This window comes from Winogradskyella sp. ABM4_392 (assembly GCF_056160445.1).
In genome coordinates this window covers 1318918-1339614 of sequence record NZ_JBSWXE010000001.1, presented here as the reverse complement: position 1 = coordinate 1339614, position 20697 = coordinate 1318918, and the positions used below count along the sequence as shown (strand labels likewise).

The window sequence follows — 20697 nt, the reverse complement described above, 5'->3', positions numbered from 1 at the left end:
ATTTGGTGTTAAGTTGAGTTCTTAACGTTTATTTCTTGGATGTGATTTAGAGTACACTTTTTTTAACTCTGATATACTATTATGGGTATATACTTGTGTTGCTGCTAAACTAGTATGTCCAAGAAGTTCTTTTACTGCATTTAAATCTGCTCCTTCATTTAATAAATGTGTTGCAAATGAGTGCCTTAATACATGTGGACTACATTTAGCTTTTGATGAAGCTATACTAAAGTACTTATTTATTATTCTATAAACAAGCATTTCGTAAATCTTAACTCCCTTTTTTGTTAAAAACAAATATTCTTTATCTGTTACCTCAGGTAAACTAATTCTATATTTTAAATATGTGTCAAAAGACTTTACTAAGGAACTTAGTAATGGCACATAACGTTCTTTATTTCTTTTCCCAAGAACCTTTATCTGCTTTTTACTCATATCTATATCAGTTAGCTTCATGTTAACAAGCTCTATTCTTCTAATACCAGTAGCATAAAATAGCTCTATGATTAGTTGATTTCTTGCACTTTCAAAATCTACTACTTCGATAGAATTTTCTAAAACCTGTTTTAGCTCTTGTTCAGAAAAAGGCAATTGTACCTTCTTACCCACTTTTAAAGCTTTATGTTTTCTTAAAGGGTTAGTTTCTGTTTGTTGGGTTTTCTGTAAAAACTTATAGTATGAATTAAGTGAGGATACTTTTCTATTAATAGTTCTATTGGATAAACCACTATTTACCAACTCAACAATCCATTGCCTTATTTCTGAATAATCAACATTTTCAATTGGTTCTGAGTCGTGGTTTTCATTTAAAAACTCTTGAAACATTTCCAAGTCTCTCATGTAAGCTAAAACAGTATGCTTAGAGTAGTTTTTCTCTAGAGACAAATATTCTGAAAATGCTTTTAAACTCATCTTTAATTTTTATAGAATTAAAAATAACTTTTTAGATTGAAACCAACTACCTCTAAACAAAAAATCCTGCTAAAAGCAGGATTTTGAATGATTATAATATTAAATTTTAAGTTGCTGGTTTATATGACTTTTTATCTATGATAATCTTGGAAAGGATTTCTTTTAAAATCTCAGAGGTACCACCACCAATAGGTCCCAAACGACTATCTCTAAAAATTCTCGCTAACGGATACTCTTCCATATAACCATAGCCACCTAAAAATTGTAGACAGTTATAAGCCACCTCATCTGCCATTTTAGTGGATTTTAATTTAGAGATTGTTGCTTCTTCTACAACATATTCTCCTTTATCTAAACGATCTGCCACCATGTAATTGTAGTTTTTACATAATTGCATATCTGCATGCATATCTACATATCTATGACGTAAAGCTTGGTATTTATCTAATGATTTCCCGAAAGTTGTTCTTTCAGTCATATATTGTAAGGTATATTCTAAAGTATATTCTGCTCTGGCATGAGCGTTTATTCCCATTACAAGTCTCTCTAATGCAAAGTGTTGCATTATATATGCAAATCCTTTTCCTTCTTCTCCCATTAATTGAGTTGCTGGTACTTTTACATTATCAAAGGCAATTTCACCTGTATCAGATGCTCTCCAACCTAGCTTATTAAGCTTAGTAGCCGAAACACCTTTTGATTTGCTATCTACAACAAACATACTAATACCTTTATTACCAAGTTCTGGATTAGTCTTTGCTGCAACTACCATATAGTCACTGTAAACACCATTAGTAATAAATGTTTTAGATCCATTTAAAACATAATGGTCACCTTCCTTAATAGCGGTAGTTCTCATACCTGCAACGTCACTACCTCCAAATGGCTCTGTAACGCAAAGACAGCCAATCATATCTCCAGTAATACTATCAGCTAGGTATTTTGATTTTATATTATCATCACCTTCTTTATTAAGGTGTGTCATTGCCAAGTATGCATGAGCCCAAATCGCTGCAGCAAATCCACCAGAATTGATTCGCTGTAATTCTTCTAAAAGAATTACGGTATAAAATAAGTCTAGATCTAATCCACCATATTCTTCAGGATAGGCTAAACCAAAATAGCCCATATCACCAAATTTCTTCCAAATAAAGCGTTCAATAGTACCTGTTTCTTCCCATTTTTCAATGTGAGGAACAACTTCTTTTTGTAAAAAATCTCTTAGGCTTTCTCTAAATAAATTGTGCTCTTCAGTGAAGTATATATTTGACATAAATTATGTTTTTCTTTACAATCGCAAATATAATTTAATTATCTCTAATTTTTTGACAGGAAAATCTTCAATTTTTGTTAATTCTTCAAAAGATTTAAAACCTTCCCTTAAGGTTCTTTCCTCTATAATATTGTTTGCCACTTCATAATCTATATACTTTATTAATACAAGTTCGTCTCTTGTAGCCGAATTAATATTATAGGTTTGTATTACTCTAGGGGTTTTTACAGTAAAGTCTTCTCTTATCCTTTCTATTACTTCAGGCATTAGTCCGTAAACTTCAGATAATTCCACATCTGCAATAAAACCACCAAATTTAGTTCTATACTTAATGATACGGTCTGAAAGTTTCTCACCGACACCATAAACTTTTTGAAGCTGACTAGCCGTTGCTTTATTTAAATCTATTTTCTGATTAAAAGTTTTCGGTTTATCATTTTTAGCAAACGAATTATTATAACTATTTGACTTAGGCTTAGGATTGGTAACCCAATCTGGAAACTTAAAATATGGCGAAATTTTATTTAGTAAGGAGTCCGATACTTTTGTTACCTCTTGAAATTGCTTTGCAGAATTAACCCATTGATTACTTTCTCTAAATCGGTGAAGTTTATCAATTTCTTCATTAGTCATACCTAAAGTGTAGCCTTTATAATCTGTTATATAATTTGGATTGAAAGGGTAAATCTTTGGCCTACTATTTTCAACCTCTAGTAAACGAAGTGAATCTAATTCATTTCTAAAAACTTCTATTTCATTAGTTTCTGCGGAAGGAGTGTCTTCAGAAAAATCAACAAAAGCATAAATACATTGTATAGCAATGATGATAAAAAGTAATAAAAAAATCCCATTCCGTTGTTGATTAGAAAACTGGAAATGGGATTTCATATATTTAGATTAGATTAAACTATTTAGTTTTTATCGCACTCATATATTTTTTGAGTTCTTCTTTAACTTTTGGTGCTAACAGGATTAAACCTATCATATTTGGCACCATCATAGCAAAGACCATGGCATCAGAGAATCCAATTACTGAACCTAAGCTTGCAGCAGCACCAACAATTACAAATACACAGAAAATAACCTTATAAGTGTATTCAGCCTTCTTGCTTCTTCCAAATAAATATGACCAACCTTGAAAACCATAGTAAGACCATGAAATCATAGAACTAAATGCAAATAAAACTACGGCTACTGTAAGCACATAAGGGAACCAAGATATAGAAGATTCAAATGCACTTGATGTTAATAATATTGCCTGAGCATCATTCGCTGGCGGATTTAATGGATCTACGAAACCAGTAATAATTAAAACTACGGCTGTCATAGTACAAACTATTACCGTATCAATAAAAGGCTCTAATAATGCTACCATACCTTCACTAGCAGCATATTTGGTTTTTACTGCAGAATGAGCAATGGACGCTGAACCAATACCTGCCTCATTAGAGAATGCAGCACGTCTAAAACCTTGTATTAGTACACCTACAGCACCACCCGCAATACCTTCTGGGCTAAATGCGCCATTCCATATAGCAGCAAAGGCATCATCAATCATATCAAACTTTGAGAAAATTACAAATAGAGCTGCTGCTACATATATTGCAACCATAAATGGTACAATTTTATCTGTAACCTTGGCAATAGATTTGATACCTCCAATGATTACAATTCCTACCAAAATAGCCATAACAACTCCAAATGCCCAACCATAACCATGTAAAAATGATTGTTCGCCACCTGTGATATTTTCAACTAGTTGGAAAGCTTGATTTACCTGAAACATATTTCCACCACCAAAGGAACCTCCGATTACAAAAATTGCAAACAAAACTGCTAGTACTTTTCCTAGTCCAGCTAAGCCTTTTGATTTTAATCCTTTGGTAAGGTAATACATTGGACCACCATATACAGTACCATCCTCTCCAATATCTCTATATTTAACACCTAATGTACACTCTACAAACTTTGATGCCATACCTAAGAAACCAGCGATTATCATCCAAAATGTAGCACCTGCACCACCAATAGAAACCGCAATTGCAACACCAGCTATATTACCTAAACCAACTGTTGCAGACAAAGCTGCCGTTAAAGCTTGGAAATGCGAAACTTCTCCTTCATGACCTTCTACAGCTATTGTTTCTATAGCATCACCACCTGGTGTAGAATCACCAGCTGCAACCATAGACTCATGATGATCTATGTCATCATATTTACCACGTACTATATTAACAGAGGTAAGGAATCCTCTAAAATTTATAAAATTAAAATAAAACGTAAAGTAAATTGCACCTAGAATTAAAGGGAATAATACCCAATAAACACTTACAGTATCGGTAAAGGGTATTTGATAAAAAACTGCATTTACAAACCACCCAGTTGCATTTCCAAAAGCCTGATCAATTTTTTCATCAACACCCATTTCTTGGGCCTCTTGAGCAAAGTTTAATAATGGTAATATAAGTGCAAATAAAGACAGAAGATATTTCTTCATGAGTTTAGTATTAGTTAGTTTTTGTTATTAATAGCCGACAATATGCTAAAAAAAATTGAGTTTTTAAAGCTAGTAACGTTAAAATGGCTATGCCTCCTGTTCTATGTTATATTTAGAATTGAGTCTCTCAATTTGTTCTGGACGACCTAAAACAATAATTTTTGAACCAGTAACAAGCTTTGTATCCGCTTCTGGATTAACAATATACTCTCCATTTTCATCCTTAAACCCTATAACCGTACAACCTGTTTTTTTTCTTAAATCTAGTTCTCGAATAGTCTTTACACGGTCTGTATCGTAAAGTTGTTCTACTTTAATTTCTTCAATATTTATATTCCTCTCACCTACAATGCCTAAATTGTCTATAAATTCTACTAAATCTGGAATAACCACTAGAGATGCCATATGATCTCCACCTATTTTATCTGGTAAAATAACATTATTTGCACCTGCTAATTTTAGTTTATTATAAGAAGTTTCTTGAGAAGCTCTACTAATAATGCACAGGTCTTTATTTATTTGCCTTGCTGAAAGTACAACAAACAAATTATCTGCATCACTAGGCAGTGCTGTTATTAACGTACTGGCACGCTCTATTCCTGCTTGAATTAATGTTTCGTCTTCATTAGCATTACCAAATACATACGGTACACCTTCTTCTTGTAGACGCTCTATAATATCTTTATCGCGCTCAATAATAACAAATGGCTTACCATAGTCCTGAAGTTTTTTTGATGCTTGCTTTCCGTTTCGTCCAAAACCACAAATTATAATGTGACCAGACATGGCTTCTATCTCCTTTTGCATTTTACGTTGTTTTATATCTTCGAAATTATTTCTGCTCAAAATGTACTCTGTGATTATTGAAATAGCATAACCTACGATAACAATACTTGCAAGAATTAGAAATATTGTAAAAATTTTCGCTGGCACATCTAACGGTTGTACCTCACCAAAACCTACTGTGGTAATGGTAATAACTGTCATATATACAGCATTAACCCAATCTAAACCCGATATTGTTCTATATCCTATAATACCAATGCACATTAAAACAATTAGCATGGCTACGGCTGTATAAATTTTAGATCTAAAAAGTCGTATTAACGGGTTATTCATAAATTACAAATCGAATACAGATGAGCGTTTTGTGTAAATTATATCTTTAATTCTCATCCAAAAGGCTAAAAACAAATATAGGGCAAATCCAAAGCCCACAGTTACAAATGTTAGGTACATAAAAGATGTCCTTACAATTTTAGCCCTAATTCCCAATCGATCTGCAATTCGTTGGCAAACATAGTAACCTCTTTTCTGAAAATAATGAAGTAATTTGTAAAACAAATTCATAATCGCAATTTACTTAATTTTTAACTATTAAACTATTTCCAATTGCGCATTGAAGACATCGATTTGTATCACAATAATTTTGCTTTAATTGAAGTAAACCCTGAGAACTTAGAGCATTCTTTTTTATTGGTTTGAGTTGCATATACTTATTTACAATGCTATTATTTTCTTGTTTTAAATCACTTAGTAAATCAAAAATCTCTTCATTAATATTATCACCTGTGCATTTAGCATAACTGAACTTTAAAGGAATGACAGTATTAATAAGTAATAAGTCAACAAAAGCTTTTGTTATTACTTTTTTAAAACTCTTTGATTGTTTACTAAACGTGTAATGGGTCATCCAAAAACTACTAACACCTTTACTGAATAGTTTATAAAATTCATCTTTAGTTTTTAATACTAATATCTTCGAAAACAGCTGTTGTTCTGTAGTGTAAAGATTTGCAAATTGTGACAAACGAACAGTTGGAAAATTTGGAGGTCGTAATCTGAAGAATTGCAACGGCAAAACACCCTGATTATTTAATTGAAATTTTTGAACTAGAAATTGATAACGTCTTTTTAAATCTAAAAAATACAACTCTTGAATATCATCTTGCAACAAACATGCCTGACCAAAAAGTAAGGCTTCTAAATCTAGTATATTATTCTGAAGCTTTCTAACTATAGTATAATCAACAGAGTTTGCAAGACTGAAAAATGCTTCACCATTTACTTTAAGCCCAAAATTTTTTAAAAGCATTTTGAACAAAACAGCTTCCCAGTCGTTTTTAGAATCCCTTAAAAGTTCTAAAATTTCTCTCGATTTTCGTTCTAAACGTTCTATATATAATCGTTCAATCCAGTTGTCTAATACAAAATCATCAACTTCAGGATAATGTGCTTCGCAATTAATCCATGATTTAGATGAAACTAATGCATAATAATTAGTAATAAGATTTCGATTTACAAATGACTTTAATTCTAATGTAGGAATTACTGAATTATCGCTTCTAAAAACTTCTGTATCATGCTCCCATACTACATGTAAAATAACGTTATCATAAGCTTTATCTTTTTCATGACCATGCACATACCAATCCGACGATTTTATATGAATTTCAACATTACCAGCCCATAATTGACCATCAACACTTAACTGAGCATTAAAAAAATCTGGTCCAGAATTGTGATTATGCTCACCTAATTTTAAGATAATAATAGATTCATCACTCGTAGTTTTAAGCGATGTTGAAGAAAAAGCTTTGTGTTTCCAGGCGTAATGAAGAAAGTCTTCTTGCATTTACCGAAAATAATAAAATCGTTGTAAACTTTACATTAAAAGCAAAAACCAAAATTTTCTTGAGTTTCAGAATAGTTATTATCGTTTACCGAAGTTTCATTGAGTTGACCCTCAGGATCAATTTGTATGTTGAATTCATAATTACCACATGCAATAAAATCGAAAGTAAAATTAAATGTACCGTATTTACCTGAAGGAATGTTAAAAATGGTCTTTTCTACTTGTCTCGTGCCTATTATTTCACCTGTATCATTAGTACGCACTCTTACATCTAGAATTGATTTTACTTCTTCAACTTCCTCAAAAACACAATCAATACTATTATCTTGTCTTGTATTTACAACCGTTTTATAAAATGTTACCTCTTCACCATCCTCTAAATTAGCAAATCCAGGTGGCGTATCTCTATTCCAAAAATAAGTAACATTCTGACCAACTAAAGGCTGATACTTTACAACAGAGAAAAATTCATTAAATGCTCCACCACTCCCAACACTTATTACAGTCCCAAATGGATAATACTGTCCATTTATAAAAGTAGGTACATTTGTTCGAGTTATTTCAACATTGTAAACAACTGCTGGAAACCAAAGATTAGCATCTTCAAAACAATTTTCGCACGAGTCAGGGTCAAACCAGCAGCAACCTAAAACAGAAAAAACACACATAAAAACAAAAAATATTCTAGCCTTTTTGTTTACTCTACTGTGATTTCCCATTTCGATATGTAATTTGGTTGATTAGATCCCGATAATGTCTTATCAGAAACCATATCCTGAGTTATATGTATAACATAACGGTTAATGAATGATTGGTCCGCTAATCTCGAAGCTAAACTATTTTGCTCGTTATTGTTATTCTCGTTGCGTTCTGCAACTTGATTTAGGTTATCTATTGTATTATCGATAATATAAAATCCTGCAGTTTCAAACTGAATCTCACTTACTACATTGTAATTTTCATTAGCTCCAGTAGATTGATTGACCTGTGCATTCTGAGTCTCTACAATAGTTGGATTTGTAAAATCTGGATTCTCACTATATACTAATTGTAATTGATCTGTATGAACACCAGCATCTGAAACTGATTCTGGGCATTCAATCTCATTTGCAAAATTTACAATTGTATGAATGATATTATACACTGTTGAAGTCTCTTCTTCGTCAGGAACAATTACACTTTCAAAATCATCTAGAAGTAAATCAGCTAATTCAGTTCCTCTTTGCACATCATCACAATCATCACATCCAATTTTAAAGAGAAAACAACAACTTTGAAGCACAAATAGTGCAACGATTGCAATTAATAATTTAGTAGTTTTCATAGTATTCAGTTTTAGAGTTATACTGATACAATAATAACCGACATTAAAATGAGAAGCTATACCCAATAAAGGGTATTTATTTATAAAACTTTAAGGAATTTAAAAGTTAGTAATGAGTAGCTTAGTCTATATAACCTTTTTCTCGCATCCAATCGTCATTAAACATTTTACCAACATAACGACTACCATGATCGTGATATAACACCACAACAACATCTTCTGGTTTAAAATGTTCTTTTAATTGAAGTACACCTTTTATAGCAGCTCCAGCGGAATTACCTAAAAACATACCTTCTTCTTTTGCCAAACGTTGTGTGTAGACAGCAGCATCTTTATCAGTTACTTTTGTAAAACCATCTATAATACTAAAATCTACATTGGCTGGTAAAATATCTTCACCTATTCCTTCAGTTACGTAAGGATAAATCTCATTTTCATCAAAAATACCTGTTTCATGATATTTTTTAAACACAGAGCCGTATGTATCAACTCCCCAAACCTTAACATTTGGATTTTGCTCCTTTAAATATTTACCTACACCAGAAATAGTTCCACCAGTACCAACACCAACCACAAAATGTGTGATTTTACCATCAGTTTGTTTCCAAATTTCTGGTCCTGTAGATTCGTAATGTGCTTTTGCATTGCTTGGGTTATCATATTGGTTAACGTACCATGAGTTTGGTGTTTCTTCTCCCAAACGTTTAGATACAGAATAATAACTACGTGGATCGTCTGGCTCTACAGCCGTAGGACAAACAATAACCTCTGCGCCAACTGCCTTAAGAACATCAACTTTTTCTTTAGACTGCTTATCTGCCATAACAAAAATACATTTGTAACCTTTTATAGCTGCTGCAAGCGCTAAGCCCATTCCTGTATTCCCTGAGGTTCCTTCAATAATAGTTCCGCCAGGTTTTAATCGTCCGTCAGCTTCTGCGTCTTCAATCATCTTTAAAGCCATACGATCTTTAACCGAATTTCCTGGGTTAAAGGTTTCATACTTAGCTAAAACTAAACACGGTAATTCCTCCACTAATTTATTCATCTTAACCAAAGGAGTATTACCAATGGTTTCTAATATATTCTCTGCGTATTCCATAATTCTATTTTGCGGTGCAAAAATAGTTGAAAAGTTAAAAGTAAGGCGTTAAAAGTTCGTTATGTTTTTTAATCGAACCGAATGGCTTTTACAGGTGATATCTTAGAAATTATTACCGAGGGTATTAAAAGCATTAACAAACATGCGATGAAGGTTCCGATATTTAGGATTAAAATATAATCTAAACTAATATATACAGGTGCCTCACTTACATAATAGGTATCTGGATTAAGCGGAAAAAGCTTGAAATATTTTTGAGCAAACAACAAGCCTAAACCTAGTAAATTTCCCCAAAGCAAACCTAATCCAATTAGATAGGATGCGTTGTACAAAAACACTTTTCTTATAGACCAGTTAGAACTACCCAAAGCTTTAAGAATACCAATCATTTGAGTACGTTCTAAAATTAAGACCAATAAGGCTGTAATCATATTTATTCCTGCAACAATTATCATAATAGCTATAATGCCATAGGTATTATTATCGAAAATTTTTATCCACTCAAAAACGGTGTAATATTTTTGGTTTACTGGTGTAGCATTTAATAAGGAGGGTATTTCTTTAAACACATCACTATAAGTTTCTTCTATGTTTGAAAAGTCATCAATAAATACCTCAAAACTTCCAATTTGATTGGCCTCCCATTTATTTAAACGTTGGATATGACGCAAATCTGCAATACAGAATTTTTCATCTAATTCTTGAAATCCTGAGTTATAAATACCAACAATTTCATAATTAATTATACGAGGCACTTTATTAAGATTTTCTCCAAACAAGGTTTGAAATTTATCTCCAACATTAAAACCTAACCGGTTCGCCAAATAGCTTGAAATTAAGATTTCTTCGTTTCGTTTTCCTGAAAAATCAGGCAAACGACCTTCTACTAAAAATTCATTGAAGTAATCCCATTTATAATCAGAGCCTACACCTTTGATAACAACACCTTCAAAATCGGTTTCTGTTCTAATAACTGCAAATTTTGTGGCAACGCCTTGTATGTGCGTTACCTCTTCTACAGCATTAAACTCTGGGTAAAAATCCTGATCTCTTGAAATAGGCACCTGAGATTCATCTGAAGCATTAGTATCGTAATTTGTAATTTCAATATGACCATTAAAAGCAACTACCTTATCTCTAATTTTTTGCTGAAGCCCTAAACCTGTTGCAATAGCAATAAGCATTACTATAATACCAATAGCAATTGCAGCAATACCAATTTTAATTATTGGTGCCGAAACACTACTTTTATACGCTTTATTGCCAATAATGCGTTTAGCTATAAACAGTTCGAAATTCAAATTTTCTTTTTATGCGTTTTAAGGTTTTCAAAAATACAGTTTTATTATTTGTCTTGGTAGTGATTTCTTGCGCAGGAAAAGATGGAAGTAAGAAGTTGGAAGATGGAAGTGAGAAGTTAGAAGACACTTCGACTGCGCTCAGTTTGACAGAGGAAAGGGATGACAAAAGTATTGTAGTTGGTGCTAACCGAACTGATTTTTATTTACCGTTTTTAAAAAACAAACGTGTTGGTGTTGTAGCTAATCAGACGAGTGTTATTTTTAGAGAGACAAGAGATGAGAGACAAGAGATAAGAGACTATACACATTTAGTCGATTCTCTATTAGCATTAAACATCAATATTAAAAAAGTATTTTCTCCAGAACATGGTTTTAGAGGTACTGCTGATGCTGGCGAAAACATAAAAGATGGTATAGATGTAAAAACACAGTTACCAATTTTTTCGCTTCATGGGAAACACAAAAAACCAACAGCCGAGCAACTTGAAGATTTAGATATTATGATTTTTGATATTCAAGATGTTGGTGTGCGTTTTTATACATATATCTCTACGCTGCATTATGTGATGGAAGCTTGTGCTGAAAATAATGTAAAACTTGTCATATTAGATCGTCCTAATCCTAATGGTAATTATGTTGATGGCCCAACACTAGAAAAAGAGCACAGTAGCTTTTTGGGCATGCATACGATTCCTTTGGTTCATGGAATGACGATTGGCGAATATGCTGAAATGATTAATGGCGAAGGTTGGTTAAAAGACAATGCTAAATGCGATATTACTGTTGTTGAGATGGAATACTATAACCATGAAAACAACTATAGTTTACCGATAAGACCTTCTCCAAATTTACCTAATGACCAATCGATAACCCTATATCCTAGTTTAGGTTTGTTTGAAGGCACAAACATCAATGCTGGTCGTGGCACTGAGTTTCAATTTCAGCGTTATGGCGCACCTTTTTTAGATGCATCACATTATACCTTTACATATACACCACAACCTAACTTTGGCTCAAAATATCCTAAACATAAAGATGTACCGTGTTATGGCGAAGATTTATCAGAGATTAAAGCCAAAAGACGTTTTACATTAAAGTATGTGATTGATGCTTATACTAATGCTACAGACAAAAGCAAAGTATTTAACACTGCTAACTTTACGAAACATGCTGGTACGGAAAAACTACAACAGCAAATAGAATCTGGAATGAGCGAAGAAGACATTAGGGCAACTTGGAAAGCGGATTTAGAAACCTTTAAAGCAATTAGAGCTAAATATTTAATCTATGATTAATATCTCTGAATTTGAACATTATATATCACATGTCAGTTCGAGTGATTTTGAGGTACGAAAAATCGTATCGAGAACTTTTTAGTTATTAAAATTCTAATTCTCGATACAAATTTTTCTCATTTACAATCGAAAAATCCACTCGAACTGACGAATTTTTATTATTACTTTCTGAGGGAATGATTAATTATTCTCAGTTAACACCACTTTTTTAGATTCGGTAGCTACAATTGCTTCAGATGGTATTTCTATTGGATCTTCTTTTGGAATTTCTTTTAAGATTCTTACAACAAAAACAATCCGTTTTGGTGACTGTACAGCAACCAACACATGCTTACCTTTTGGCAATTTGTTTAATGGAAATTTATAAAATGTAGTATCTACATAGACATCAAAATCTCTTCCGTAGTCTTTGTTAATAGAATAAAGGTAATTTATCTTTTTATCGCTTTGCAAGATTAAAGTATCCTTAGTTTCATTCAACTTATGAATTAATCCTTTTGCTTGAACATTTCTGTTGGGTTCTAATTTGGCATATTGTTCTTGGGCCTTTAGTGTAAAACTCAATAAAAAAACGAGGGCAACAATGAGGAGGATTCGGATTAAATTTTTCACTACAGCAAAGCTTTACATTAAACTTGGTTTGTTTAGCTCAACAGTATTTAATTAATTAATCCATCGCAAACATAAACGGATAATTGAATGAAGTGATAAAATATCCACCAACTACACAGAAATTAGAGGAATTACTACTTTTTGTTGATAAGTTGTTAATAACGTTTATTGGAACGGATCTCTAAAAGCCTATCTGGATAATCTGTAATAATGCCATCTACATTCCATCTTAGCATCTTAAACATATCTTGTTCTTCATTGACTGTCCAAGGAATGATTAGATAATTTTGAGAATGGTATTGATTAATAATTTCCGAAGTTAATAATCTAAAATACGGACTGATAATTTCTGGTTTGTAAGATAGTTTTTCAAGCTTTGTAGCAATAACCTCATCTTCATCTACCAAAAGCGCAACTGGCATTTTTGGAGATTGTTTCTTTATTTCTTCTAAAATCACCAAATCAAATGACTGCAAATTTACATTAGAGAAAAGTCCACTTTCTTCAATTTCATCTAAGACTATTTTTACATAATCATCTGGTTGTGGCGTATATATACCGTAATATTCAGGCTTAGATTTAATTTCAATATTGAATTTAATATCAGGATTTTTAGCTTTTGCTAATTCAAAAACTTCAGACAAAAGTGGTTTGTAGGTTTTTAGTTTCTTTTGGTCTGGATATGTAGGATGAAGCTTTGTACCACAATCAAATTGCTTAATCTCACTGTGTGTCATTTCATAAAGATTATGCTTCATATCCATCTCTTCAGGAATCTCTTCGCCTTCAGGATTAAAACAAATAGTTCTACTCATAAAAGGCTCATGAGACACTACAACTTCATTGTCTTTTGTGATGGCAATATCTAACTCTAAGGTCGTAACACTAAGTTCAATCGCCTTATTAAATGCAGGTAAAGAATTTTCAGGATACAAGCCTCTACAACCTCTATGTCCTTGTATATCTAATTGTTTTTCGGAATTGCAGCTCATTAGGAATATGACTAAAATCACAATTAAATACTTGCTGTCATTGTGAACTTGTTGAGGATGTTTGAGGTTTCTCATATTCTGAGTCATTTTTTGAAAAACTTTCTAAATTATTCCAATTACCCTTGCTAATATCGTATTTTTCTTTGCATTCTACCGGAACAAATACTGTTTGTCCTTGTTTTAGAGTATCTGCATCAAAAAAAATTCCTCCACATGAAATTTCTTTATTATTAATTAAAACCTCTATCTCATAACTTTTAGATTTTCTTAATCTAAATGAAACTATTCCTTCTTCATTAGGTCTCACTTCAGCCATTTGCATTGTCATCCACATATAATACCATGGTTTTTCAATTCTAGAAAGAATAATATCAGTTTTATCAAATGAAATTTCTTTCTCGTTCTTATGTATTTTGAAGTAAATTTCAACTTCAGAGTTGGCAAGTATATTGTAATGTTTGATATAAAAAATTACACCAAACAAAATCAATCCAAAAGTGATTAAATGTTTCTTCTTTAAATCTACAACCAACTGACTTATATTTTACATTCTTTCTGAATCAATAATTGTATAATATTACTCCTCAACATCTGCAGAGAGTGTCGGTTTTTCATATTTCTGGAAAGGTTGTTTCAATAGTTCTTTTATCTTACCATTCTTTACCTCATCTGGAAAAACATCTACTCCGTAAACCAGATTTTCTCTATCCATGTACATGTAAGTACCAAGTAAACGATCCCAAATACTAAAAATATTTCCATAATTAGAATCGGTATAAGGCAATCTGTAATGATGATGAATCTTATGCATATCTGGCGAGATGATAAAGTAGCTCAAGGCTTTGTCCAAACCTTTAGGCAATTTGATATTAGCATGCGTAAACTGTGTAAAAATTAAAGACATGGCTTGGTATATCATTACCAAAGCAAATGGTGTGCCTACAGCAAAAACACCAAATAACGTAAATGCAAAACGAATAACACTTTCTATGGGATGATGCCTGTTGGCTGTTGTCGTATCTACTTTATGGTCTGTGTGATGCACCAAATGCACCATCCAAAGTGGTTTTACTTTATGCTCTACAAAATGTGCTAAATATGCACCAAAAAAATCTAATAACAGAACTCCAAGAAATGCATACAGCCATAAAGGTTGGCTATCTGGAAACAACCAATTAATAATACCAAAATTGTGCTTAACCACCCAATCTGATGACCATAAAAGTAACGTCGCTAATGCAAAATTAACAATGACAGTTGTTAGCGTAAAAAATAAGTTAGGCAATGCATGCTGCCATTTGTTATACTTAAATTTGAATAAAGGCAAACCACCTTCTAATAGCCAGAAAAATGTTAATCCACCTATTAAAATAAGACTTCGGTGTGATGATGGAATTGTGTCAAAGTAATTAATAATCGTTTCCAAAAGATTATCTATTTAGATTTATAATCAACTGTGCTTTTTTCAAATTTACTGAAGAAATTTGAGATTTCCACAACTCAGCATCTTCAGATTTATCTGCGCTCATGTATGCTGTGTAATATAAAAATGCTATAAATGGTTTATTACTTTCTACAATCTCATCCTCTTCCATTTTCTTTAATTGTCTTATCACTTTTTTTGGACGCTTTAACAATAATTCTTCCTGTAGTTCTAACAAACCACATCGTTGTTGTAAGGCTGAATGTTCAGATTGTTCTTCGGCTTTAATAAATCTTTCTGCCTCTTTAAGATAGATATTAGACAATTTTATAACGTCATTTCTGGTTTGCTTATTAACATATAAGCTTAGATCTAAATATTTAGATGCGAGAAAATAAGCTGAATAAAAGTTCTTATCCTTTTTATAATCCTGTAATTCTTGGGCAATGTAGGTTGTATTTAAAGCATAACGTTCAATTAGAGTTGTGATATTCTGAAAATCTTCGGTAGAGTAATCAACATTAAGAATATTACCATTGATATCCATAATTTTTATACTATCATCATTAAACTTATCAATGTAATTCTGGCTGCGCTTGCCTTTTATTTTTTCGTATAAATCTGCATATCGATATTCTGATACAATTACAGGCACAAAATGTTCCCAAATTAAGGGACTCACTTGCTCGTCTTCATACAGATTATTAATAAATATAGTTCTACCTTTATCATCTTTTACAATAACAGGATATTGATACGTTGTGGTTTCTTCCCAAACCATTAAAACCATTTTATTCTGAACCGTTGCTAAGGCTTGCGCTACCTCAAGATTTTTCATCCATTCTTGAGCTGAAGCTGTGTTTACCATTAAAACAACAAGCAATAATTTTAGTAGAACGTTTTTCATGTTAAGTTTTTTCAAAAAGTTGTATCAAAAATCATTCCTAATGACATTGGTTTTTGATTTTAAAATTTATCTAACCAGATACTCTGTTTCAGTTCTTGTACTTATTCGTCTTAATAAAGAGAAAAATGCTAAGAAGAATAGTACAAGATATATTATTATAACCTTAAAATAACCCAAATTGGCTATAGAAAAAATAATACTTCCCAAGCCAGGTCTACCTCCTGATAATTCATATTCAACTCCATTACTCAATTGAACAGTATAATACATGGTCCATGCAAAGAAAAGTAATACCGATATTATTGCAAAAGCAGGTCCTTTTACATATTTAAATTCATTTGGAAGCCTTTTAGAATATTTAAATTGTGGCAACTTCGTTTTTATATAATCAAAAACCTCACTCTTTATCTTTTCGTCTGAAATATTCAATTCTTCTTCTAAATCATTACCGTAATATATTTTGATATAATTTACATTTTCTTGATTCTCTATACTTTTAACATATGTAAATGGAATAGAAAATAAGTCTCTTAATTTTTCTTCATTTATATTAGATTTATAGATACGAATATCTCCTTTTGGGTTCCCTTTATATATATCCGAATCTGTTACGATAATCACCTTATCATTCTTTCTTACATTAGACAACCAAACTTTATAATCTTTTTCATCCATAGATTATAGTAATATTCTTTTTTTCATTTCTTCAACAATATTATAAGCTGCAGGACAAATAGCTACATTCTTTAAAGTTAAATTAGAAATTTGCTGAAACTTTTTACGATCTGTATGCGGAAATTCTCGGCAAGCCTTTGGTCTTACATCATAAATCATACAGTAATTATCCGCATCTAAAAACGTGCAAGGCACAGATTGCAACACATAATCATTATCTTCATCTACACGTAAATATTGATCTATAAATTGCTGCTCTTTCATTTTGAAAGATTTTGATATGCGCTGAATATCCTTATCCGTAAATAAAGGTCCTGTAGTTTTACAGCAGTTAGCACATTGCAAACAATCCGTACGCTCAAACTCTTCCTCATGCAACTCCTGCATAATGTAGTCTAACTGTTTTGGTGGCTTTTTTCTAAGTTTGGCAAAGAAGGTTTTGTTTTCCTTATACTTATCTTTGGCCAGCTTTGGCAGATTATTGATTTGGTTTTGCATATTGTAAATATAATCAGAATGAGATGCTGAATCAAGTTCAGCATAACAAAAATATTATGACAAAAGACATCTTTGGAAAAGCACTATTAGATTATCAGAATGGCAATTATTCTGAAGATATTATCACATGGACCAATATATCTGATAAGGACGAATTACCACTTCCCTATTTATTTAGAACTTATTCTGAAATGCCAAAACTAGAGCAAAAAGCTTTACAACTAAGCAAAGGTAAAATCCTCGATGTTGGTTGTGGTGCAGGCAGTCATTCGCTTTGGCTACAAGAAAAAGGATTTAATGTAAAAGCAATTGACAGCTCTAAAGGTGCTATTGAAGTCTGCAAATTAAGAGGTCTAAAAAATGCTGAACATATAGCGTTATTAAATGAAACAGATATGTTTGACACCATTCTGCTTTTAATGAATGGCACCGGTATTTTTCAGAAAATAATACAGGTTGTTAAATACTTAAACCATCTTAAAACTTTATTGAAACCTAACGGACAAATTTTAATCGATTCATCTGATATATCCTATATGTACGAAGATGAAGATGGTGGTACTTGGCTAGATTTGAACAGTGGTTATATTGGTGAACTTGATTATTTCTTTAGCTATAAAGGTGAAGAAGCAACTCCAATGAAATGGCTCTACTTAGATTTTGAAACACTAAACACAGCTTGCCAAACCGTAGGTCTTAAATGCGAAAAAATTATGGATGGCAAGCATTTTGATTATTTAGCGAGGATAACCTTAATCTAATCATAAACAATTTGAATTATAATACTTTACAATCTCTTGAAGATCTTTCATTTTGAATTCTTTGTTGTCTAATTTAGATCTTAACGACGGACAGTCATCAAAATATTCCATTGCCCTTTTTCTAAACGACTTTAAAATATTAGCTTGATTAAACACTACAGGTTCTTCTCCTTCTCTAAGAAACATAACCTGATTATGACTACCCATAAAACCTGGCTGATACACAGGCGCAGCATTAACACCTGGTCCAGGAACCCACATTCCGCCAGATTGTACCATCACAGTTCTTCCAACTAACCTAAGTTTCCCTTCAACCAATACCTCAACAAATCCTTGCTTAGTTTTTTTCTTATTTAAAAAAACAGGAATATAGGTCTCTACTCTTGTCTTTTGAATCTTCTTCTTATTAACACGCTCCGTATAATGAATGGTAAACACAATACTATCTACTTCTTCAGGCTTGTATTTACTCTTCTTTCCTTTTTTATCTTTTCTATATTTTAATTGCTCTTTCTTTAAATTAAGAGTTGCATACATCATTGGTATTTTAGCCTCACCAACAAGTGTTTTTCCGTTTTTTAGATACACTTCTGCATCTGTCCATCCATATTGCGCGAAAGATAGATTTAAACATAATAGAAATGCCAATAAGAAGAAAAACTGTTTATTCATGGTTGTAAATTTAATTGTCTATATATACATAAAAGGGACACTGAAACAAGTTCAGAATGACAATAAAAAGATTCCTTTTTCAAAGGAATTTTAGAAATCAAACTGATACGTAGCACCTGCTAAAAACTGAATGCCCTGTACTGGAAAATTTAAGTAACGCTGATAATCTTGATTAAGAATGTTATTCACTTTTCCAAATACAGATAATTGGTCATTAATTTTATATCCTAAATGTGCGTTTGCATCAAAATAGCTATCTAATGTTATTACTGGACTAGATTCTTCCGGAATCAATACAGCTATCAAGTCTTGCTGATCTTTACGTTCACCTATATAAATGGCGCTAGCACCTGCATACCATTGCTCAGATATTTGTAAATCCATAAAAATAGAACCTGTAACGTTTGGTAAATTCCATGCTTCTGCCTCGTTATCCATATTATAGTTAAAGTATTCTCCTTTAAAGCCAAGGGTAAAGTTTCTATTAACATCAATATTTAATTCGCCTGCTACTGAAAAGGTAGTGACATCATCATAAACAACTCCAAATGAGTTACCGTATTGGTAATCTGCAATAGCATCTCCTCTGGCATCATTCGCTTTAAAAAGCGCCTTGTTTTCTTCTGCGTAGTAATTTCCTTTTACGTTATAACTTACGTTATTAGACAACTTTCCCTTTAAGCCCAAAAAGCCATTATAGCGTTGGTCTGTAGGTGCTACAAATAGTGTTGGAGATACAAACGGATTCTCAGTAGCAAAATCGTAGTAAGAGTTTTGCTGAAGTTGGCCTGTAATTCCACCATAAGCAATCAAAATTTCATCTACTAAACGATATGATGCTTCAATGTTAGGGTAGATAAAAAACTTATTGTCGCTTAACTCAGTATCGTTAAGATAGACTAATCTTACACCTAAATTTACTGTTAAATCATCTTGGGTCAACTGATATGATGGAGATAAGCCAAAAGTGACATTACCATAATTTATTTCACCACCAAAATAACCTTCCTTAAAATTACCACCTATGTAATCAATGTAAAATTCAGTATTAATAGCTTCGCCTTGCACAGGAATATCAAAACCTGCTTTGGCTACAAAACGGTTTTCACCAGAATCTTGATTATCTCCAAAACGTCTAAAACGAACACTACCATCATTGATAATAGCATCGTCAAAACTCAATTTTCCACCTAGATAAAAACTATTGAAGGTATGACTTGGGTCTATCATATCGGCTTCGGTCTGCCCAAAGAAATTTTGAGGCAAACCATACCAGTTGTAAGTCATTAAGTCGAAACCTCCATATACTTTCCATGAAAAATCTCTTAACTTTTGAGAGTAATGCGCATTTAAGTGCGTGGTAGAAAAATCATCATCTAACAATAAATCTTCAATTCCACCTTGAGAAGAATGGTGACTGAAATAACCACCAACATTTTCAGAATTACTTAGCTCATGGTTAAGATATACTTCACCTAAAATTGAAGTATAAGTACCTACTCCAAGCGATGCGTAATTATCATATAACTTCACAGCTTTTGCTTTATCAACCGTTGCTGCTTTACCCTTTGCAGGCGTAAAAGTTGAAGCCACTGGAATTGAAAAAATATTATACTTCACCTCTTTTTTCTTTACCAAATTAGAGTCTTGCAATTTTGGAGTATCCTTAATCTTAAAGGCATCTGAAATTGTAGGTTTGTATGGTGTTACCACATTTACTACCTGGTCATCAATGGTATCCTTTGCTCGTTCTTGAGCTATTATTGATACACTGCTTGATATGGTGATTATAAAAATTAAAAACTTGATTTTCATTTG

22 protein-coding genes are annotated in these 20697 nt (G+C 32.2%); 2 read left to right on the top strand and 20 right to left on the bottom strand.

Features of this window, described 5'->3' with window-relative positions; genetic code table 11:
- Positions 1 to 21: 21 nt before the first annotated feature.
- From ACXAFS_RS06010 to ACXAFS_RS05960, 11 genes are all read right to left on the bottom strand, one after another.
- The gene (locus ACXAFS_RS06010) at positions 22 to 912 is read right to left on the bottom strand and encodes a tyrosine-type recombinase/integrase (RefSeq protein ID WP_475305894.1); all 891 of its coding nucleotides are present in this window, start codon (positions 910 to 912) and stop codon (positions 22 to 24) included.
- Between the two features lie 106 nt (positions 913 to 1018).
- Positions 1019 to 2185 carry an acyl-CoA dehydrogenase family protein gene (locus tag ACXAFS_RS06005; protein WP_475305893.1) on the bottom strand — a complete coding sequence of 389 codons (1167 nt, stop codon included), beginning with the start codon at positions 2183 to 2185 and terminating at the stop codon, positions 1019 to 1021.
- A 15-nt stretch (positions 2186 to 2200) separates the two neighbouring features.
- On the bottom strand, positions 2201 to 3073 hold the full coding sequence (locus tag ACXAFS_RS06000; RefSeq protein WP_475305892.1) for a ComEA family DNA-binding protein: 873 nt from the start codon (positions 3071 to 3073) through the stop codon (positions 2201 to 2203).
- Between the two features lie 19 nt (positions 3074 to 3092).
- Positions 3093 to 4682 (bottom strand): alanine/glycine:cation symporter family protein, encoded by a 1590-nt coding sequence (locus ACXAFS_RS05995; RefSeq protein WP_475305891.1) that lies wholly within the window; start codon positions 4680 to 4682, stop codon positions 3093 to 3095.
- An 87-nt stretch (positions 4683 to 4769) separates the two neighbouring features.
- Entirely contained in the window at positions 4770 to 5801 is a 1032-nt protein-coding gene (locus ACXAFS_RS05990; RefSeq protein WP_475305890.1) for a potassium channel family protein, read from the bottom strand.
- A 3-nt stretch (positions 5802 to 5804) separates the two neighbouring features.
- On the bottom strand, positions 5805 to 6032 hold the full coding sequence (locus tag ACXAFS_RS05985) for a PspC domain-containing protein (RefSeq protein ID WP_475305889.1): 228 nt from the start codon (positions 6030 to 6032) through the stop codon (positions 5805 to 5807).
- Positions 6033 to 6045: 13 nt separating this feature from the next.
- The gene (locus ACXAFS_RS05980) at positions 6046 to 7317 is read right to left on the bottom strand and encodes a DUF2851 family protein (protein WP_475305888.1); all 1272 of its coding nucleotides are present in this window, start codon (positions 7315 to 7317) and stop codon (positions 6046 to 6048) included.
- Between the two features lie 35 nt (positions 7318 to 7352).
- Positions 7353 to 8036: a hypothetical protein gene (locus tag ACXAFS_RS05975; protein ID WP_475305887.1), complete on the bottom strand. Its 684-nt coding sequence runs from the start codon at positions 8034 to 8036 to the stop codon at positions 7353 to 7355.
- Positions 8015 to 8641, bottom strand: a complete 627-nt coding sequence (locus tag ACXAFS_RS05970) for a hypothetical protein (RefSeq protein ID WP_475305886.1) — start codon at positions 8639 to 8641, stop codon at positions 8015 to 8017. Before ACXAFS_RS05970 ends, ACXAFS_RS05975 begins: the two co-directional genes overlap by 22 nt.
- A gap of 121 nt (positions 8642 to 8762) precedes the next feature.
- Positions 8763 to 9743, bottom strand: a complete 981-nt coding sequence (locus tag ACXAFS_RS05965) for a PLP-dependent cysteine synthase family protein (protein WP_475305885.1) — start codon at positions 9741 to 9743, stop codon at positions 8763 to 8765.
- Positions 9744 to 9811: 68 nt separating this feature from the next.
- A complete protein-coding gene (locus ACXAFS_RS05960; RefSeq protein ID WP_475305884.1) occupies positions 9812 to 11044 on the bottom strand; it encodes an ABC transporter permease in 1233 nt (410 codons plus the stop codon).
- Between the two features lie 11 nt (positions 11045 to 11055).
- Here ACXAFS_RS05960 and ACXAFS_RS05955 point away from each other — a divergent pair, with 11 nt between their 5' ends.
- Complete coding sequence (locus tag ACXAFS_RS05955) at positions 11056 to 12339, top strand: exo-beta-N-acetylmuramidase NamZ family protein (protein WP_475305883.1); 1284 nt, start codon at positions 11056 to 11058, stop codon at positions 12337 to 12339.
- Positions 12340 to 12519: 180 nt separating this feature from the next.
- Here ACXAFS_RS05955 and ACXAFS_RS05950 read toward each other — a convergent pair whose 3' ends face one another.
- The 7 genes from ACXAFS_RS05950 to ACXAFS_RS05920 form a co-directional block, all read right to left on the bottom strand.
- A complete protein-coding gene (locus tag ACXAFS_RS05950) occupies positions 12520 to 12951 on the bottom strand; it encodes a hypothetical protein (RefSeq protein WP_475305882.1) in 432 nt (143 codons plus the stop codon).
- 155 nt (positions 12952 to 13106) lie between these two features.
- Positions 13107 to 14018 carry a glycerophosphodiester phosphodiesterase family protein gene (locus tag ACXAFS_RS05945; protein ID WP_475305881.1) on the bottom strand — a complete coding sequence of 304 codons (912 nt, stop codon included), beginning with the start codon at positions 14016 to 14018 and terminating at the stop codon, positions 13107 to 13109.
- On the bottom strand, positions 13981 to 14475 hold the full coding sequence (locus tag ACXAFS_RS05940) for a hypothetical protein (RefSeq protein WP_475305880.1): 495 nt from the start codon (positions 14473 to 14475) through the stop codon (positions 13981 to 13983). The genes ACXAFS_RS05945 and ACXAFS_RS05940 overlap by 38 nt, the downstream gene beginning before the upstream one ends.
- A gap of 45 nt (positions 14476 to 14520) precedes the next feature.
- On the bottom strand, positions 14521 to 15369 hold the full coding sequence (locus ACXAFS_RS05935; RefSeq protein WP_475305879.1) for a sterol desaturase family protein: 849 nt from the start codon (positions 15367 to 15369) through the stop codon (positions 14521 to 14523).
- Positions 15370 to 15373: 4 nt separating this feature from the next.
- Positions 15374 to 16273, bottom strand: coding sequence for a hypothetical protein (locus tag ACXAFS_RS05930; protein ID WP_475305878.1), 900 nt, complete (start codon positions 16271 to 16273; stop codon positions 15374 to 15376).
- A 66-nt stretch (positions 16274 to 16339) separates the two neighbouring features.
- Positions 16340 to 16948, bottom strand: coding sequence for a hypothetical protein (locus ACXAFS_RS05925; protein WP_475305877.1), 609 nt, complete (start codon positions 16946 to 16948; stop codon positions 16340 to 16342).
- Between the two features lie 3 nt (positions 16949 to 16951).
- Positions 16952 to 17446, bottom strand: a complete 495-nt coding sequence (locus tag ACXAFS_RS05920) for a YkgJ family cysteine cluster protein (RefSeq protein WP_475305876.1) — start codon at positions 17444 to 17446, stop codon at positions 16952 to 16954.
- Positions 17447 to 17502: 56 nt separating this feature from the next.
- On the opposite strand from ACXAFS_RS05920, the gene ACXAFS_RS05915 reads away from it, so the two are divergent.
- Complete coding sequence (locus ACXAFS_RS05915) at positions 17503 to 18207, top strand: class I SAM-dependent methyltransferase (RefSeq protein WP_475305875.1); 705 nt, start codon at positions 17503 to 17505, stop codon at positions 18205 to 18207.
- Here the strand turns inward: ACXAFS_RS05915 and ACXAFS_RS05910 are convergent, their stop codons facing one another.
- On the bottom strand, positions 18208 to 18879 hold the full coding sequence (locus ACXAFS_RS05910) for a hypothetical protein (RefSeq protein ID WP_475305874.1): 672 nt from the start codon (positions 18877 to 18879) through the stop codon (positions 18208 to 18210). It abuts the gene before it with no gap.
- Positions 18880 to 18969: 90 nt separating this feature from the next.
- Positions 18970 to 20694, bottom strand: a complete 1725-nt coding sequence (locus ACXAFS_RS05905) for a TonB-dependent receptor (RefSeq protein WP_475305873.1) — start codon at positions 20692 to 20694, stop codon at positions 18970 to 18972.
- Positions 20695 to 20697: the final 3 nt, after the last annotated feature.

Coding starts and splice junctions, on each gene's coding strand:
- ACXAFS_RS05905 (WP_475305873.1), bottom strand. CDS start 20,694: ATGAAAATCAAGTTTTTAATTTTTATAATCACCATATCAAGCAGTGTA.
- ACXAFS_RS05975 (WP_475305887.1), bottom strand. CDS start 8,036: ATGGGAAATCACAGTAGAGTAAACAAAAAGGCTAGAATATTTTTTGTT.
- ACXAFS_RS05985 (WP_475305889.1), bottom strand. CDS start 6,032: ATGAATTTGTTTTACAAATTACTTCATTATTTTCAGAAAAGAGGTTAC.
- ACXAFS_RS06000 (WP_475305892.1), bottom strand. CDS start 3,073: ATGAAATCCCATTTCCAGTTTTCTAATCAACAACGGAATGGGATTTTT.
- ACXAFS_RS05990 (WP_475305890.1), bottom strand. CDS start 5,801: ATGAATAACCCGTTAATACGACTTTTTAGATCTAAAATTTATACAGCC.
- ACXAFS_RS05980 (WP_475305888.1), bottom strand. CDS start 7,317: ATGCAAGAAGACTTTCTTCATTACGCCTGGAAACACAAAGCTTTTTCT.
- ACXAFS_RS05945 (WP_475305881.1), bottom strand. CDS start 14,018: ATGAGAAACCTCAAACATCCTCAACAAGTTCACAATGACAGCAAGTAT.
- ACXAFS_RS06010 (WP_475305894.1), bottom strand. CDS start 912: ATGAGTTTAAAAGCATTTTCAGAATATTTGTCTCTAGAGAAAAACTAC.
- ACXAFS_RS05995 (WP_475305891.1), bottom strand. CDS start 4,682: ATGAAGAAATATCTTCTGTCTTTATTTGCACTTATATTACCATTATTA.
- ACXAFS_RS05910 (WP_475305874.1), bottom strand. CDS start 18,879: ATGAATAAACAGTTTTTCTTCTTATTGGCATTTCTATTATGTTTAAAT.
- ACXAFS_RS05930 (WP_475305878.1), bottom strand. CDS start 16,273: ATGAAAAACGTTCTACTAAAATTATTGCTTGTTGTTTTAATGGTAAAC.
- ACXAFS_RS05925 (WP_475305877.1), bottom strand. CDS start 16,948: ATGGATGAAAAAGATTATAAAGTTTGGTTGTCTAATGTAAGAAAGAAT.
- ACXAFS_RS05915 (WP_475305875.1), top strand. CDS start 17,503: ATGACAAAAGACATCTTTGGAAAAGCACTATTAGATTATCAGAATGGC.
- ACXAFS_RS06005 (WP_475305893.1), bottom strand. CDS start 2,185: ATGTCAAATATATACTTCACTGAAGAGCACAATTTATTTAGAGAAAGC.
- ACXAFS_RS05965 (WP_475305885.1), bottom strand. CDS start 9,743: ATGGAATACGCAGAGAATATATTAGAAACCATTGGTAATACTCCTTTG.
- ACXAFS_RS05955 (WP_475305883.1), top strand. CDS start 11,056: ATGCGTTTTAAGGTTTTCAAAAATACAGTTTTATTATTTGTCTTGGTA.
- ACXAFS_RS05970 (WP_475305886.1), bottom strand. CDS start 8,641: ATGAAAACTACTAAATTATTAATTGCAATCGTTGCACTATTTGTGCTT.
- ACXAFS_RS05920 (WP_475305876.1), bottom strand. CDS start 17,446: ATGCAAAACCAAATCAATAATCTGCCAAAGCTGGCCAAAGATAAGTAT.